The organism is Flavivirga jejuensis, assembly GCF_030540765.1.
Taxonomy (GTDB): domain Bacteria; phylum Bacteroidota; class Bacteroidia; order Flavobacteriales; family Flavobacteriaceae; genus Flavivirga; species Flavivirga jejuensis.
The window spans coordinates 227,871-245,105 of the sequence record NZ_JAUOEL010000006.1; the positions used below are offsets into that span (position 1 = coordinate 227,871).

Annotated in this window: 14 protein-coding genes; all 14 read right to left on the reverse strand. The window is 29.3% G+C overall.

Translation table 11 applies throughout. The annotated features are described in order from the left end of the window. Positions 1 to 5: 5 nt before the first annotated feature. The 14 genes from lepB to Q4Q40_RS17210 all read right to left on the reverse strand — a co-directional run bounded on the left by lepB (position 6) and on the right by Q4Q40_RS17210 (position 17,047). The gene (gene lepB / locus Q4Q40_RS17150) at positions 6 to 1,133 is read right to left on the reverse strand and encodes a signal peptidase I (protein ID WP_367892787.1); all 1,128 of its coding nucleotides are present in this window, start codon (positions 1,131 to 1,133) and stop codon (positions 6 to 8) included. Between the two features lie 169 nt (positions 1,134 to 1,302). Then, a complete protein-coding gene (locus Q4Q40_RS17155) occupies positions 1,303 to 3,522 on the reverse strand; it encodes a TonB-dependent receptor (protein WP_303303165.1) in 2,220 nt (739 codons plus the stop codon). Between the two features lie 307 nt (positions 3,523 to 3,829). After that, positions 3,830 to 4,309: a DUF1573 domain-containing protein gene (locus Q4Q40_RS17160; RefSeq protein WP_303303167.1), complete on the reverse strand. Its 480-nt coding sequence runs from the start codon at positions 4,307 to 4,309 to the stop codon at positions 3,830 to 3,832. A 76-nt stretch (positions 4,310 to 4,385) separates the two neighbouring features. Then, entirely contained in the window at positions 4,386 to 4,625 is a 240-nt protein-coding gene (locus Q4Q40_RS17165) for a hypothetical protein (RefSeq protein ID WP_303303168.1), read from the reverse strand. Positions 4,626 to 4,702: 77 nt separating this feature from the next. Beyond that, positions 4,703 to 5,821 carry a DUF4934 domain-containing protein gene (locus tag Q4Q40_RS17170; protein ID WP_303303169.1) on the reverse strand — a complete coding sequence of 373 codons (1,119 nt, stop codon included), beginning with the start codon at positions 5,819 to 5,821 and terminating at the stop codon, positions 4,703 to 4,705. A gap of 41 nt (positions 5,822 to 5,862) precedes the next feature. Then, a complete protein-coding gene (locus Q4Q40_RS17175; RefSeq protein ID WP_303303170.1) occupies positions 5,863 to 6,093 on the reverse strand; it encodes a hypothetical protein in 231 nt (76 codons plus the stop codon). An 88-nt stretch (positions 6,094 to 6,181) separates the two neighbouring features. Then, positions 6,182 to 7,312, reverse strand: a complete 1,131-nt coding sequence (locus tag Q4Q40_RS17180; RefSeq protein ID WP_303303171.1) for a DUF4934 domain-containing protein — start codon at positions 7,310 to 7,312, stop codon at positions 6,182 to 6,184. A 438-nt stretch (positions 7,313 to 7,750) separates the two neighbouring features. Beyond that, on the reverse strand, positions 7,751 to 7,987 hold the full coding sequence (locus Q4Q40_RS17185) for a hypothetical protein (RefSeq protein WP_303303172.1): 237 nt from the start codon (positions 7,985 to 7,987) through the stop codon (positions 7,751 to 7,753). Positions 7,988 to 8,573: 586 nt separating this feature from the next. After that, on the reverse strand, positions 8,574 to 9,026 hold the full coding sequence (locus Q4Q40_RS17190) for a hypothetical protein (RefSeq protein ID WP_303303173.1): 453 nt from the start codon (positions 9,024 to 9,026) through the stop codon (positions 8,574 to 8,576). Positions 9,027 to 9,134: 108 nt separating this feature from the next. Then, a complete protein-coding gene (locus Q4Q40_RS24105; RefSeq protein ID WP_367892788.1) occupies positions 9,135 to 9,338 on the reverse strand; it encodes an HTH domain-containing protein in 204 nt (67 codons plus the stop codon). Positions 9,339 to 9,371: 33 nt separating this feature from the next. Further along, a complete protein-coding gene (locus Q4Q40_RS17195) occupies positions 9,372 to 10,928 on the reverse strand; it encodes a TolC family protein (RefSeq protein ID WP_303303174.1) in 1,557 nt (518 codons plus the stop codon). After that, positions 10,915 to 14,004 (reverse strand): efflux RND transporter permease subunit, encoded by a 3,090-nt coding sequence (locus Q4Q40_RS17200; RefSeq protein WP_303303175.1) that lies wholly within the window; start codon positions 14,002 to 14,004, stop codon positions 10,915 to 10,917. Before Q4Q40_RS17200 ends, Q4Q40_RS17195 begins: the two co-directional genes overlap by 14 nt. A gap of 36 nt (positions 14,005 to 14,040) precedes the next feature. Further along, positions 14,041 to 15,165, reverse strand: coding sequence for an efflux RND transporter periplasmic adaptor subunit (locus tag Q4Q40_RS17205; protein ID WP_303303176.1), 1,125 nt, complete (start codon positions 15,163 to 15,165; stop codon positions 14,041 to 14,043). 4 nt (positions 15,166 to 15,169) lie between these two features. Beyond that, positions 15,170 to 17,047: an O-antigen ligase family protein gene (locus tag Q4Q40_RS17210; RefSeq protein ID WP_303303177.1), complete on the reverse strand. Its 1,878-nt coding sequence runs from the start codon at positions 17,045 to 17,047 to the stop codon at positions 15,170 to 15,172. Positions 17,048 to 17,235: the final 188 nt, after the last annotated feature.

The window sequence follows — 17,235 nt, forward strand, 5'->3', positions numbered from 1 at the left end:
TATTATTAATTTACAGTTTTAAATAGTCTATCCCATCTAAATTTGTCTTGATAATTAGAAAACAGGACACATTGTACTTTACCGACTATTTGCTCTTCGGGTACTGGTCCCAAGTATCTAGAATCCTTAGAGTTTTTTCTATTATCACCCAACATGAAGTAATAATTTTTCTTAAAAATATAATGATTTTCTTTTTCCCCATTTATTAAGTATACTCCTCTAATGTTTTTTATTTTGACTCCTTCATAAGCATAAATCAATTTTTTATAAAGAAGATAGTTTTTGGGATTTAAGTTAATTCTCATCTCTTTTTTAGGAATTATATAAGGTCCATATTCGTCCCAACTCCATTTGTTATGTTTAGATTTCGGATAAGCATTAAGAGGAGGTGTTACTATTTTTATGCCTTTTATTAAATTTAATCCTACGAGTTTGTTTTTATCTTGGATTGATAATGTAGCTATAAAATGATCTTGTTTTGTTCTGTTATATTCAATATTTAAACCTAGGGAATCTAATTTATTATTGAATGTTTTTCTGTCATTAACTTTGAATTCGTACTTATTAAGTATTAGGTTAGATGGATACAATAATTTATTATTTATATAGACATCTCCTTGTTTTATAATTATTGTGTCTCCTGCAATAGCCATACAACGCTTTACATAGGTGTTTTTATTTATATCAAACACCATGATATCGCCATTTTTTATAATTGTAGTACCAGATAGTCGCTTATATTTCCACCAATTTGAGTTCATGGAGGCTCTTGTCTTGTCATTTAAATAGAAAGCAATATTAACCCAAGGAATTTCAAAAGGAGAACGCGGTAGTTTTGGTCCATACTTTAATTTATTTACGATTATAACATCACCATAATATAAAGTATTATTCATTGAAGAGCTGGGTATTTTATAAATATCGAATAGAAGTATTTTGATACTTACAGATGCTGAAAATATTAAAAATAAAAAATAAATATTTTTTGTGTATTTATAAAAAACAGGATGTTTAATAAACCTTATTAGATGAAATAAACCAAAGAGTAATAGCATTATTAAAGATAACCACCAAAGCCCAAATAGAAATAAAATAAAGCTCAAAATGATAAAAAATAATGATTGTACTTTCATGAATTAAGTGATTATATCTATTTTAATCTGGACCATTCCTAGCCAATCATCGCTTTTTTTAACATCTATCTTTTTTAGTTATTCATAATAAATCTCTATGTAGCTCTGGTTATTTATAGATATTTTATTAGCAACGAATTCTATTTATTATTCCCTTTTTATAAATATATTAAAATTTATATTCGATTATTCCTTTGATGAAAAATGGAGTTCCTGGTGTGAAATGTATTTCTTCTACTGGAATTGTTTCATTTTGTAATCTTGATTCTGTGGCAAATTGAGTTTCATTCCATTTCGTATTCAAAAGGTTTTGAACCTGTAGTTGAAAGCTCAGTTTTTTCCAGTTATAGCCCATATTAAAATCAATAACTGAATATCCTTCAGCAATAATAGAGTTGTCTTCATTGGCAGGTCTATCTTTAATAAACCTTAAATTAGCTCCTCCATAAATCCCAAATTCATGTTTAATATTAAGTCCGCTTGCCAAAATAAAATCTGGAGCTAAAGGAATATAATCTTCTCCTACTTCTTCTTCTGTTGCTCTAGCATATGTATAATTAGTATCTAAATTCCAGTACAACCAATCTATTGGTTGATACCTTAGACTAAAATCAAGACCTTGTCTTCTTGTTTTTCCACTAGGTTCTACTATTCCTGCATCCCCTACATAGACAAACTCTTGTTCTAAAAACAAATACCAGTATGCTGTATTTATTAACAATTGCTGGGTAGGTTTCCATATAAAACCTGAATCAAAACCATAAGCAGCAGGAAGCGTTTTTCTTCCTGCTTGAGTAACAACAACGCGTGTATCGTTAGAATGAAATCCTTTGCCGCTTTTTAAATAAATCTGTAGGTTATCAGAATAATTATACAGCACATTTAATTTAGGGCTAATAATTCTTTTAGAAGATGTTTGAGTTTTATAATTTGGTAATAAAGCATCATTATATTGAAAATTAAAAGAATCAAACCGTAAACCAGGGTTAACAGCCCATTTACCCAAATTAAAAATGGCTTTGAAGTAAACCCCTAAATTAGTTTCATGAATATTACCTAACTGTATTTCTTCTAATGTTTCGCTTCTATTTACAGTATGAGAAAGTTCATTATTAAAACTTTGATCGTTTCTTAAGGTTATCCCTGCTTGCCAATTACCATCTACATTATTAATAGAAAATAATTTGCTATATTCACTATTTAATCCAAAAATATTTCTATTTTCTTTTTGCTTGATTTGATCACCGTTTACTGGGTCTTCAAGGAAAAAAGTGAAGTTTGAATATAATTCAAAATTATACCTACTGTAATACAAACTGTTTTTTATAACGGATTGCTCATCTATATATTTGTCATAATTAACTAAAACATTGGTTCTATTTGTATACCCTCCTTCTGTATCATCGATAGCCCCAAACCGCGTAATCAGACCATTACCTACAGCTCTTTGTGGAATTTGTCCCGATGCATCCCACTTACTTGAGAAATGTGATACTGTTAGACCAACTTTATCTTCGTTCGAAACATTTCCTGTATATTTTCCAAATATATTAGTTCTATTAAAGTTTTGAGAACTTTCAAAAAAACCATCATTAGCAAGTTGCTCCATGGCTATATAACTATCGTTCTTGTCGTTGTCTAATAATTTAAACATGCCCAAAAGACGACTCGTACCAAACTTACCTAATTCCATTTTTATCAAGTTATTGGTTACATTTCGTTTTGTTTTAAAATTAACATAACCAGCCGTATTAAAATTTCCTTGATCGGCATAGTAAGCACCTTTATCAAAATCAATTACATTCAACGTTTCCGAAATAACAAAATGTAAATCTGAATACCCTTGCCCATGTGCATGCGATACCATATTTACAGGTAAACCATCAACATTAATACTAATATCGGTACCATGATCAATATCAAAACCTCTTAAAAAAATTTGTTCTGCTTTCCCTCCTCCTGCATGTTGACCAATAAAAAGACCTGGGACTTTCCTCAAAATATCTTGCGATGAATTAACAGGATTCAATTCTATATCTATTGCTGTAATTAGGTTTAGGGCATTTATTTTAGGAGAGAGAACCACCTCTTTTAGAGAAATAGATTTTTCTTTTAAAATTATAATAATAGGAGAAGAAAGAGAATTAATAATTGTATTGTTAATTTCATATCCAATATGAGATACTTTAAGAGTATCACCAACATTTATGTCCTCAAGAACAAATTCCCCCTTTTTATTACTATGTGTATGATGTTTAGTAGCAAGGTCTAATATTTGCACATCAGAGATAGATTCTTTTTCGGTGTTAATAACCTTTCCTTTTAAAGATTGTCCAAAAGTATATGATTGTAATAGTAGTAAAGTAACTGTGATTATTATTTGTTTCAATTTGTAGAGCTTATTTTTTTAGTTCTCAGTCTATTTTTTGAAGTATAATTACCCACATCAATACCCTAACTTTTATTAGATAGTTTAAATTTATGGGATGGTATATTCTAAGGTTATTTCTCTAAACGAACTAAAGGATTTTTATTTATTCTTTTATTAAAGGAATCTTAATAGTGTACAAGTACCTATATTATTCTTATTATTTATTTGTTGATAACAAAACATTTTTTGTATAAAAACGTTCTTTTATTAATTTCTTTTTAGTAAAAAAAGGTGCATTTATATCAAAGTAGAAACATCTTGTTATTTAATTCTCGTCTATATATTTTTCATTAATAGCATTTATAAAAATATCATCCTCTTTCGCTTTGTTTATGATTAAGACTTCCCCTTCAATTGTTAATTTTACTGGAGAATCTTCACCATTGTAATACACTGTTATTGGTTTATTAAATTTTCCGGGAGTTTCAGCATCATAAAATACATTAATTTCCCCTATTTCATTTGGCGGTATTTGGCCCTTTGGCCATTCAGGTACAGTACATCCACAAATTGTTTTTACATCCTTTATCTGTAAAGGTTCTTGTCCTGTATTTAAAAATTTAAAAACAAAATTAACTTCTTGTTTTACAGGAATTTTATTGAAATCGTAGAGCTTTGTTTCAAAAACGATATTGGTATTATGTAATGCACCATTTTTTTTTTTACATGAATAAAAGAACACGGTGCATGTAATTGTAAATAGAATTATTATGATGCCTTTGCTATTTTTTTTAATTGTATTCATTAATAATATTTTCACTTTTAAAAACTAGGAGTATTATATAATTTGTTTACTATTTTAAAAAACCACTATCGTTAGTTTAATCACAAGGACAAGACATCAAATTAGTACTTTTACAATAATACCCTCCTAAACCAAAACTACAGGGCCCATGATTATGATCAGAACCTTCTCCATGAGCTTGAGCACTTTTTAAACTAAAAGAAAGCAAATCAATACTATTACTGTTTTTTTTAATGCTGTTTGAATTTGTTGATAATCCAACGGCCAGCAAACAAACAAATGTACTTGCTGCTAAAAATTTTACTGTTTTTTTCATTTTATAGTTGTTATTAAGGTTATAAATAATACTATTATTTATTAAAAACATACCGTTTTTTAGGTGGTAAGTTATTTCTATTTAGAATTTATTAATTCTGTAATACAAACTATATGTCCTCCTTTATCTATATGCTCGTTAAAATCTTCAGGAACATCATTAGTTTCACCTCCTATTACAGTTAATATATCACTATTTATATAGGTTATTATTTTAGAATCTTCTGTAATTCCTAACGGAAAATTAATATCTTTAATAGAATAATTTTTATAGTTATTTATATAAATATTTTTTGAATTTATATTATAGACAAAGCTGTGAAATGCTTTACTAGATTTTATATTTCCGAGTATTAACCCATTAGAAATTATGGGTACAGAAAGCAGATAGCAATAATCTTTTTCTATAGATCTACTCATATTTTTCTTATCTGTTTCAGGAAAGTTTAGTTTGCCAAAATCAAAAATATAACTTCTTTCTATTTCACCTGTTTTGGATAGTTGATGAACATTATTATCAATTATTCTATTGTATACAAACCCCTTTTCATTTTCTATTAGATGATAATTAAAAACATAGTTCTCATCTACATATTTTGTGTATTCTAATAAACTTGATGTTTTTTCAAAAGACTTTGAAGTTGTTATGAGTTGATCTCCTTCAAATTGGGAATGATTATATGCAGATAGCCCAAACAAATATTGTTCGTTATCAAGTAATGTAAATATATCCGTTTCAAAAGGAATTTTTTTATCTTCTACAAAATTTCCTAAAGAATCATACCAATATAGTTTTTCTCGATTTCCGTCTAATATTATGATGTTTCCTGTATCATTCACATGAAAATCATTAATCGTTGCATATTCTCCTGGGCCATTACCAAATTTACCTATTTTCCTAACAAACTTCCCTTCCATATCAAAAACAAGAAGTTTTTTATAATTCTCGTCCATTATATAAATAAAGTTGTTTTTCACCGTGATTTTTGTTATCACACCAAATATTGATTCAGTAACATAATCTTCTAATTTTATAAATTTTGTTTTTTTTATATATTTTGAAGTTTCTTTAAAATTTTCATTCTCAAGAGAAACGTTAATTACTTCTCCCTGTATATTATGTTTTTCTACTTTCGTATTACAAGACGATACGAACAAAAAAAGTATCAGAGTAAATAAAAGATGTTTGATTTTCATTTATTGTAATTTTATTAAAAATAGATATTAAGTTTGATTCATTAATTACAAGAACAATGAGTTGAACCACAATAAGCTGGTCCAAAAGTTCCATCATGACATGGCCCATGGTTATTACTAGAACCTTCACCATGAGCTTGTGCACTTTTTAAACTAAAACTAAGTAAATCAACACTATTATTGCTTTTATTAGTATTTGAACTAGTTGTTAATCCAATAGTCATCATACAAACTAATGTACTTGTTGCCAATACTTTTATTGTTTTTTTCATTTTATATTGTTATTAGGTTTATATATAAATAATACTATCTAATTAGTTATTATTAAAAAATAGATTTTTAAGTGATAAAAAGTTATTCCTATTTAGAACCTATTAATTCTGTAATACAAATTATATGCCCTCCAGCATCTAGATATTCTTTATATTCATCAGGAAAATTAATATTTATTTCGGCGGCTATTAGAGAAAAGAGACCACTATTTGTGTAGGATATAATCTTTGAATCATCGGTTATTCCTATAGGAAAATTAACATCTTTAATTGCATAATTTTCAAAATTATTTAGATATATTTCTTTTGTCTTTATATCATAAATAAAACTAAAAAATAATTTTCCAAATTTCAGATTGCCAAACATTAAACCATGAGAAATCAGCGGAACAGAGAATAGATGACAATATTTCTCATTTAAATTTTTTTCGATGTTTTTCTTTGCTTCATCAGGATAATTGAGGTTTCCAAAATCAAAAGTATACGTTTTTTCTAGTTTACCTGTTTTTGATAATTGATGTACATTATTATCAATTGGTCTATTATATAAAATACTCTTATCGCCCTCGACAAAATAATAATCAAAACTGAAATTATCATCCACATATTTTGAATATTCAAAAAAAGCATCTACTTTATCAAAGGATTTCGTGGTTGTTATAATTTGATTCCCCTCATACTTGTAGCGATTATATGATGCCAATCCAAACAAATATTGATCATTCTCAAGTATTGTGAAAGTATCGGCTTCAAAAGGATATTTTTTGTCTTTCAAAAATTTCCCAGAGGAATCATACCAATACAATTTCTCTCTATTCCCATCTAAAATAATAGTATTCCCTATAGAATCCACATGAAAATCGGTTAAGTTTTGATATTCTCCTGGTCCATTTCCACGTGTACCTATTTTTCTAACAAACTTACCTTGCAAGTCAAAAACTAATAGTTTTTTATAATTACTATCCATTATATAGAGAAGGTTGTTTTTTACTGTAATTTTATTCGCCATCCCAAATATGGATTCAGCAACATGTTCTTCTAATTTTATAAGTTCTGTATGGTTTATATATTTTGAAATGTTTTTAACATTTTCGAAGTTAGCTTCATCCAGTAAGACTTTAATTATTTCTCCATGATGGTTAGCCTTATCTTTTTTTTTTTCACAAGACAATAAGGTTATAAAAACTGATAGGGTAAAAAATAAATGTTTGATTTTCATATGTTATTATTTTATAGAGGAACTATGATTTATCTTGATAATTATAGTTCCTCTATATGATTCATAATCATCACTACCTTCGCTATAAGCCTGAGTATTTTCAAACTTATACTTAGGACATTAACGCTTTTTTATTTAGACACTTAAAAACAAGAAATATCATTTGTATTCCTACACCCATACCAAAAACTCATTGGGCCATGCCCGTGAGTCCCATGCTCTCCATGAGCTTGGACACTCTTTAAACTAAGAGAAAGTAAATCAACACTTTCAATATTTGTAATTGTGTTTGAGTTTAATGTCAACCCTACAGCCATCAAACAAACGAATGCGCTTGCTGCCTATACTTTATTATTTTTTTCATTACGTTATTATTATTAAATTAAGGGGTTTTTACACCCCTTAATTTTATTGAAGTAATTTACTGGTAGACGACTATTAGGAGCAACTATTAGCATTCGCCGCTATGCAGCCACGAATCAACTTTTTTGGTCCATGTGAGTGATTACCAGCATTTTCTCCATCAGCTTGAGCATTCTTTAAACTAAAATTAAGTAAATCAACACTATTACTATTTGTAGTTGTGTTTAAATTTGTAGTTGTATTTGTTGTCAATGTAACTGCCATTAAACAAACTAATGCACTTGCTGCCAATACTTTTATTATTTTTTTCATTATGTTATTGTATTTATATTATTAAAATATTATTTATTACAAAAGTCTTTTAGGAAATACTACCTTTGCAAAATATTAAACATTCTATTTTTCTTATATAGATTATTTAGTCTAAAAAAACTTAAAAGACTTCCTCTGGGCATTTATTGGGTTTATATCATAAGCTCTTTTTTAAGTTAAACAATATGTGATTATATTTTTAATTTTTATAAATGCTTAGAGGTTTTAGCTTTAATCGATTAATATGGAAAATTGTCTTACAAATAAAGCTATTTTAAGGGACAAATTCTGACACTTTGTTGCTCAGCTGTAAAAATATTTATTATTTTTTGTACAATAATTTATTTTGTAATCTTCCTTTATTGAGCAATTTTATTTCTAAACAAACATTAATAGACCTTTTATATTCAATCAGTCTTCAAGTAAGTTGCTAACCTTGTTAATAAGGAAGTTTTAGTTTTGTTTAAATTTATAAATAGAATTAGCTTGACTAGGGAATTGTTCTCCAAAAAACAACTTTAGTTTTATAGAACCATTTAGGGATATAAACATTTGATTTATATTTTAAAATAATGGAGTTGTTATGTTATGATCCTAAGTTTACTATACCAATAACACTATATTTTCCTTTGGTAAAGAGTTTAATGGTGATGTCCTTATCACTTTCATTTTTCCAATACCATCCATGAGAGCCAATATAAGGAATTGTTATTTTTCCCTTTACACTATTTGAGTTTCCAATGGCATAACTCTCATCATAGTTTTTTGGGAAATTTTCTTTATTTTCAGGATCACCATGAAAATCATAATATAACGGCGCATTAGATATCCATTTATATTCCAACTTTTCGTCCTTGTCAATTTTAAATTTATACTCTAAGTTTTTATTAGCTTTCACTACGATGCTTACAATATTATTAACTTGTTCTAATTTGTGAGTTCCATCTGGATTATGTTCATGGCTATGCTCTTTTGTTTTATTATCTATACAAGATGTTATCATAAAGATGAAAATTATACTGAATATTAATCTTGCCATAATTATATTTTTTTGGTTATAATTTTAAAAATAATAGAATCCATACATCTCATGTAATAATAAAAATCTATAACAAATTTAAAAGGATAAGAGGACAAATTTCGTCACTTAACTATTTTTAATATAATATATGTATCTAACTCTGCAGAAATAAATATTATAGCCCTCTTCACGTAAACTAGCTATCATTCTTTTTATAGTTCTTACACTACATTCATAATCATTTGCTACTTTTTCTAAAGACCGTAATCGTTCTTGTTCAATTAAATAAATCAAGTGCTTTTCCTTTTCTTTTCTTTCAGAATATGTCATTTGGGTTATATTTTATTCTGTTAATTATTATTTTTAATCATCTAAGATGGCATTGAAATCGTGTTTCAAATTAGTATCGTTTATAAAATTAAAAAGTGTTAGTTGTTGTACTTCATAATAGAGCGTCCAATAACTCTGCAAACTTTGTATATAATTTTCAGTGGCTAATTGCCATGCCTGTCTAGAACTGCTTAGGTTCAATAAATCTACTTGACCAGACAAAAATCGTTTTTCAGTTATTCTATAAGATTCTCTTGAAATTTCGCTAGTCCGTAATGTACCCAGCACCAATTCTTTTTGAAGGTTAAAATCGTTAACCTTTATAGTGATATTTTGTTTATAAGTGTCTTTATCCTGTTGCAGTTCAATATCAACAACATCTTTATTCATTTTTGCGGTTTTAATATTCCCTTTTCGTTCGCCCCAATCTAGAATGGGAATATTTAATTGAATAGCAACCATTTGCTGTTCTAAAAAATTACCGTAAACCGCATTAAATGTATCGGCTTGTTGGTTTAGTCCATAACTAGCGGTTAAGGATAGATCGAAACGGTTTTCTTTTATGGCTTGGTCTAAATCTCTTAGTGCTTCTATTTCCCGTAATTTTAAATTTAAAATATCTGGATTGTTAGTATTCGCATAATTAATAGCGTCATTAACATCTATTTGTAAATTTGAAATTAATTCGGGTAATTCTGGAACCGTTTTAGAAGGGAGATCATCTCTTAAAAACAATATGAATTCGGCTTCCGCTTTTTCTAAAACTTGTTCGTTTTGAGTTAGGTTTGTATTCGCATTATACACATCCAACTCTAAATTAAGTAAATCGTCTTTTTCTATAGATCCTATGGTGTAACGCTGTTTACCCATTTTAAATAGTTTTTCAGCAGACACTTTATTTTCTTGTGCTATCTCCATTTTTTTACTGGCTAATGCCCAATTAAAAAATAAACTGACTGTTTTTAAATTGATAGCCTGTAGCTCGTATATAAAATCTTGTTTTGCCTTTTCGTATTCAAGAGGTGCTGTTTTATGTTGCCATTTAAATTCATTAAAGGCCATTAAAGGTTGTATAAGACCTATGCTAACTGGAGTTGCATTATAACTCTCATTAGCCAAAGCACCGAAATTTTCTAACCTATTGAAGGTAGAATTTATAAACAAACTAGTTCCCGTAGCCCCTATGTTTTGAGTCGCTGAAAGATTAGCATAGCTGTTTAAATTTTGTTGCGATCTGTAAACATCTATATTTTGCTCAGAATCATAACGTTGTATCACCGACCTGTTATAAGTTAATGGGTTTAGGGTTAAATCTACTTTGGGTAATAAACTAGACTCAAATGATTTAAACTCCCAGTAACTTACACCATATTCGCGTTTGGCTTTAAAAGCGTCCAATGAATTTTTAATGGCTAAATTTAAAACATCATGGAGTGTAACACGTTGCTTGGTTTGTAATGGTATATCAGTTTGTTGTGAAAATGTTACATAGCTATTTAAAATAAAACAAGCACTGATACCAATTTGTAATATGTTCCAAACAGGTAGCATCCTAAAAAAGCATATATCGTTTAATTTATTTCTTAGCATAGATTTTGTTTTTAGCTAGGTAATAATAACATAGCGGAATAAAATATAAACTGACTAACGTCCCCAATAGCATACCTCCTATTAAAGCTATGGCCAATGGTGCTTGTAATTCTGCTCCTAATCCACTAGAAAATAACAAAGGAACAAGCGCTAATATGGTAGTTAAACTCGTCATAAGTATAGGTTTTAAACGGCGTTGCCCTGCTACCAGAAGGGCTTTCATTAAAGAACAGCCTTTACGTTGCAGTTGAATAATAGTATCTACTTTTAAAATGGAATCGTTAATGATGATACCGCACATAACTACAATACCTATCATAGACATTAAATTAATACTCATACCAAATAGTTTTAAAAACAAAAAGGCTCCTGCTAAATCTAATGGGACTTCTATAAGTATGATTAAGGGAATTAAAAAAGATTCAAATTGAGAGGCCAAAATAAAGTAGAGTAATACTAAAGAAATAAGCAGTACAATTTTTAATTCACCTATTAATTCTTGATTTGAAAAAAAGCGTCCGCTAAAATTAACATCGTACCATTTGTTATTTGATATGATGTCTTTTACCCTGTCCATTGTAGACGCAATATTATTATCATTTATTTGCAGTTCTAAAGGAAAATATTCACCTTCCTTACCGCCACTAATAGTTTTTAAATCTTTAGACGTTGCGATTTTAACAAAGTCTTGCACATGAAATACGGCGCTATCCTTGGACGCTATCATGGTCTCACTTAATACCGCTTCAATATTTTTTGTGGTGCTCCCTAAAATAACGGGCACAAAACTCTGATTATCTATAATGGACACTATTTCTCGTTCATTAAAGGCACTTTTTAGAGTGTTAAATAGCGTATTACTATCCACACCATAAGTCATAAGCTTTTCTTTATCGGCGACTAACGTCATATAGTCTTGCCATGCAATAGGCTTTAATTCTAAATTATTAAGATTCTGCTGCACCAGATACCACACATTTTGAAGTTGTACGTTTTGAGAACTTCCTAAATTTTCAACATGTCTAAGACGTGCTATTAAAGGGGCGTCATCTTCAGAAAATATTAAATTAAAAATGTTATCAACTGCTTTATAGTCATGAAGCGCTATAGGGTATTTATTAAGTATAAAAGGACTTATATCATTTTGAATTTTGGCTAATGATTCGGGGTTTTTACATTGTAAATAAATAGTGGTTTCAGAGGTTTTTGCTTCGGTGTCTTTATCTAATACAAATTGTTGGGTTCCTACAAGCGCTGTATGGTTAATTGTATTATCGTCTACAAGCTCTAAGAGTTCTAAAACGCGGCGTTTATTCTCTTCTACGTTTATTTGATTATTCCAATCTATTTTCAACAAGGTTTCAGACCTTGAAAAATTAGGCATGGTCGTTTTTGGTAGCATCATAAATAATCCTATAGCTACTATTAACAACAGCAAACAAAAACCCCAAGATATCCTTTGTTTACGCATCACCCATCTAAACCCTTTTTCATATAAAGCCGCATAATCAAGCGTGTTCGCATGGGTAAGAAAACGACTTATACTACCAACTTTTTTTGTGTCTTTAAAATGAAATAAGCGATATAGAACAGGTAATAAAGTAATGGAAACAAGTAACGATGCGAATAGACCCGTAGTTACTGCTATGGCCTGATCGTAAAATAAAGCACCACTTATACCACTTAAAAAAACCAATGGTAAAAATACGGCACAGGTTGTTAGCGCAGAACTAAGCAAAGGTTTTAAAACTTCATTAGCACCCAAAATACAGGCTTTTGATAACGACTCCCCTTGTTCTCTAAATTGTGTAATATTATCGATAACAATAATGGAGTTATCTATCATTAACCCAATCCCTAAAACCAAACCAGAGAGGGAGATGATATTAATAGAAATACCAAACAGTTGAAAAAAGAGTAAACAAATAATTATAGATATTGGAATGGTAATACCTATTAATAAAGGGGATTTAACATTTTTTAAAAACAAAAACATAACGCCAAAGGCTAAAAGGATACCCCATAGTAAACTTTGGAATAAATTATTGATGGCATAGTCTAATAGTTTCGTTTGGTCTCTACTAATGGAAAAATCGATGTTTGGATAATCTTCCTCTAAATAGTTTAAAAGTGTATTTAAGGAATCTTTCAAATCCCCCATGCGAGCATCACTTTGCTTAATAATAGCCATCGTAATAGCTTCTTTACTATTAGAAAGTACCAAACCGGTTCTATTTTGCGGATGCTCTAATACTTGTGCTAATGCTTTAAGTTGAAAAAGTCTGTTATTTTTATTGATGTAAATATTTTCAATCTCTTGAATATTGTTTAATGATGTACCTAAGCGTACATCGTATTGATATTGATTGTCTTTAATCAATAAACTCCCAATTTCTAAATCGTGTGTTTTAATGGTAGCTTCTAATTCATCCAAACTGATATTTAGAGCACTTAGTTTATTATAGTCTGGGATTATTAAAATCTCTGAAGCAACTAAACCACTAACATCTACCATGGCGACTTCACTAATCTGTTCGATGCGTTTACGAATCACATGATTTGCAAACTGGTTAAAATCAACAAACTCTTGCGTTACTGGATATAAGTGACTTTGAGAAGATGCTTTTGTTTTTTTAGAATCCGATTTTAAAGTCATATTTAAATAAAACACAGGGATGTCGGTAGCACTGGCTTTAATAACTTTTGGGCGCTTTATCGTATTTGGGAAACTTCCCATAGCCCGATCAATTTTCTCATTAACTTCAATAAATGAGTAATCTATTTTAGTCCCGTGATTAAAACGTAACCTTAGTATGGCCTTTTCACTACTAGTCTCTGTTTTTATATCTTTTAAATGACTTACTTGCATTAAATTTCGACGTAGCTGCTTAACCACAACATCTTCTAATTGTCTTGCCGACATATTTTCTGCAGAAACTTGTACTGTTATCTCTGGTATATCAATATCTGGCATTAAAGACACAGGTATAAATCCAAAGGCATACAAACCTAAAATAAGGATGCCTAAGGTGGTCATTAAAACAGCTATGGGTTTATGGATTAGAAATTTTACCATGAAAATATTATAGGTTAATATTTTTTGAGACTTTTATTAATTACTTAGCATAGATTTAATAGAAACTTCAGTGTCGTGAGCTAAATTCAAATTACCAGAAACAATAATGGTGTCTCCTGGTTTTAATGAGGCACTACTTTTATCTGGGTGGGGTATTACTGTGTATTCACTACTATTTTCATTGGTGGTTTGCACATAAGTCCAATAGGTTTTGCCAGATTTAAATGTGAATAATACTTCTTGGTTCTGCCTTAAAATCACAGCGTCTTTGGGTACAACAAATTGATTTTCAATGTCTTTTTGAATACGAATTTTTACATTCATACCCTCCATTAAATTCCCATCGTTTTTCACTTTGGCTTTTACCAAAATAGTCCCGTCTTTTTCTACTAATGGGTTTATGGTAACAATACGGCCTTCATAGCTTTTATTGAGAGCAAAAGGTTGCATTTGAATTTTAGTATTTATAGCTATTTCACCTACTTCAGATTCTATTAAATAAAATTCAACTTCAAAAATTGCATCATTTATAAGTGTTATAACAGCTTCTCCTGCATTTATTTGTTCATATTGTTTCCTTTCAATATTGGCGACTTTACCATTAAAAGGAGCTTTTAGTTTTACTGCTTTTAAATTAAATTGAGCCGTTTTTAATTCATGTAATGCATCTTTATAGCCAGAGCGAATAGCCAACATATTATATTCTTTTGAAGGAATACTATCTTCATTAAATGTTTCATAACCACGACCAATGAGTTTATCTTGAAATTCCAATTCGGTCTTTTTTAAATTGATTTCAGCTTTGGTAAAGGCTTGTTGGTAGGTAAAAGCTTTTAAAGACGCTAGTGTTTGTCCTTTTTTAACATAATCACCATTATTTACATATATTTTTTCAAGGGTTTCTGTGACTTCAAATTTTAAATCGTTTTTTTGAAGGGCCACCAATTTACCGTTACTTACGATTTCTTTTTTAAAAACACTTTTTTGAAGCACTATAACATCAACCTCGTTTTTTTCTGGGAGGTATTGTTTTTTATCTATAATATCAGCTTCTTTTTCTTTATGTTTTGTCTGGGAACAATTTGTAAAAATAAATAAAGCTAATAGTATAAAAACGCGGATTAATTCGTTTTGGTGAGCTACTCTTTGGGGTGGATGCATTAATTTAATCGGTTTTATTATTATGGCGTTGTAAAATTATTTTCATTTCTGCTTGTATTTCTTTTATTGCAGTGGATGGTATTTTTATGTCTTTATCTAGTATATTTTGAGCCATTTTAACAGCTTTAATTTTATCGCCATTTTCTTCGTATAATTTGGCTAGTAAATACATGGGGTAAAATCTAACAGGTATCATGTTGGCTCCATGTTGATACGCTCTTTCTGCCTTATCATATTGTTTTAAATTTTTGTAGCTGTCGCCCAAAGCCGTTTCTATGATCGTTGTATTTAAATGTAATTTGGCTTCCTCTAATATTTTTACAGCTTGCTTAGCTTGTTTGTTTATTGAAAGTGATTTACCATAATTCATTAAAAAATCCCCATCTTTTTTTAATTCTGGATACACTTTTGCGTATGCTTGTATGGCACTTTCATAATCACCATATTGATGACTATTCAAAGCCGATTTCCAAGTTTTTAAACTTTGCTCTAAAACAGTTGCGTAGTGTGCAACTTTAAAAATGCTAATAATACCGACAATGAAAATTATTATTTTGAATGGTACTAAAAGCGGTTTGTTTGGTTTTAACTCCTTAAAAAATTCATATTTCTTAATAGCTATTGTAGATAACATGGCTAGAATTAATACTAGAATTAATTTAATTGGTAATATTTGCATGGGGTATGAAAAAAAGGCAAAACACCCTATGGCTAGTAAACCAGAGCTTAAAATAGCAAACATAGGCTTGTCACCTTTTTTAACCTTTATCTTGAATAAGGTATAAAGTAATAACCCTAAAAATACGGCTCCAATAAGTCCGTTTTCGACTATATATTGCAGCCATTCATTAAAGGCATAGTAGGTATTATCGGCAACTAACGCTTCTTGAGTCTCACCATTTTTAACAAAATAGTTTGTTTGAGAATTCATATAGTGCGCTTTAAAACGATCGAACCCCACTCCAAAAAGAGGATTTTCTTTAATGACTTCTGTAGTAACTTTCCAGATGAATAATCGACCATCTGAAGACCCTTTTTTTAAATGATAAACACCAAATAATATTGAGCTAATGACAACAATAGAAACTATTGTTAGTATAGTCTTTTTTATTTTGTTCGTATTTCTTAAAAATTTATTTATAATAGAATATCGATATTCTATTATAAGTATACTACTTAGACATACAGCTACCCAGGCAGCTCTTGATCGTGTAGCTGGTAATACAAGTATAATAGATGCCATACCTATAAGAGGTATATATTCAAAAACAACAGCTGCTAAACGCTTTACAATTTTTGACTTATTTTCAATTTGTAATAATCTAATATTGTGCTCTTTAAATAAATACATTCCTATTGCTATAGGCCAAACAGCTGTTAAAAAACCTGCATAAGGCCCTGGATTAAAAAAGCTGCCTGTTAGTGCAAACCCAGCATGGTTTGACGCGTAGTATCCTAATAATTGTAAGTTGCCATAAACGGCTTGAATAGAACCAGAAACAATTATAGCTAACAGAAGCCAAATAAAATTTTTGGAAGTTAGACCTCTTAATATTGTATATAATAAGCCCAGCCCTACTAATTCTATAAATCGAATGGAAAACCCATAATTAGATTGTATAAAATACCTATTAAGACTAATAAAAATGAATATTATAGAAACAAAAATATCAATCTTTGATATTTTTAATGAAACTAGTTTGTTCTTGTTAAAGATTAGATTGAGTATATAAAAACTGAGTAGACCTAGTAAAGCATAAATAAAAAATAATGTCTTTGATGTAATAGTAGAATTAACATAATCTGTCTGGTTTATTGAAGGAATCACCAAAAAAAAAGTTGCTAGTAAAAGAATAAAATAGAAACTATTTTTTTTACTCATATTTTGCATCATGTTTCTTTAAAAATTATTTTACTAAACAATGTCATTACTTGACCATTCTAATAAAATGATGTTATAAGAAGCATAACTTCAAATTAAAAATGTGGGTCAAAAATCATTATTAAAATAAAGGCACTAGGGAGAGACACATGACCTATTATTGATTGGCAAGATTATATAAAAATTGC

Excerpts from the sequence above, each read along its gene's own strand:
- lepB (WP_367892787.1), bottom strand. The coding sequence starts at position 1,133 with ATGAAAGTACAATCATTATTTTTTATCATTTTGAGCTTTATTTTATTT.
- Q4Q40_RS17160 (WP_303303167.1), bottom strand. The coding sequence starts at position 4,309 with ATGAATACAATTAAAAAAAATAGCAAAGGCATCATAATAATTCTATTT.
- Q4Q40_RS17165 (WP_303303168.1), bottom strand. The coding sequence starts at position 4,625 with ATGAAAAAAACAGTAAAATTTTTAGCAGCAAGTACATTTGTTTGTTTG.
- Q4Q40_RS17170 (WP_303303169.1), bottom strand. The coding sequence starts at position 5,821 with ATGAAAATCAAACATCTTTTATTTACTCTGATACTTTTTTTGTTCGTA.
- Q4Q40_RS17175 (WP_303303170.1), bottom strand. The coding sequence starts at position 6,093 with ATGAAAAAAACAATAAAAGTATTGGCAACAAGTACATTAGTTTGTATG.
- Q4Q40_RS17180 (WP_303303171.1), bottom strand. The coding sequence starts at position 7,312 with ATGAAAATCAAACATTTATTTTTTACCCTATCAGTTTTTATAACCTTA.
- Q4Q40_RS17185 (WP_303303172.1), bottom strand. The coding sequence starts at position 7,987 with ATGAAAAAAATAATAAAAGTATTGGCAGCAAGTGCATTAGTTTGTTTA.
- Q4Q40_RS17190 (WP_303303173.1), bottom strand. The coding sequence starts at position 9,026 with ATGGCAAGATTAATATTCAGTATAATTTTCATCTTTATGATAACATCT.
- Q4Q40_RS24105 (WP_367892788.1), bottom strand. The coding sequence starts at position 9,338 with ATGACATATTCTGAAAGAAAAGAAAAGGAAAAGCACTTGATTTATTTA.
- Q4Q40_RS17195 (WP_303303174.1), bottom strand. The coding sequence starts at position 10,928 with ATGCTAAGAAATAAATTAAACGATATATGCTTTTTTAGGATGCTACCT.
- Q4Q40_RS17200 (WP_303303175.1), bottom strand. The coding sequence starts at position 14,004 with ATGGTAAAATTTCTAATCCATAAACCCATAGCTGTTTTAATGACCACC.
- Q4Q40_RS17205 (WP_303303176.1), bottom strand. The coding sequence starts at position 15,165 with ATGCATCCACCCCAAAGAGTAGCTCACCAAAACGAATTAATCCGCGTT.
- Q4Q40_RS17210 (WP_303303177.1), bottom strand. The coding sequence starts at position 17,047 with ATGAGTAAAAAAAATAGTTTCTATTTTATTCTTTTACTAGCAACTTTT.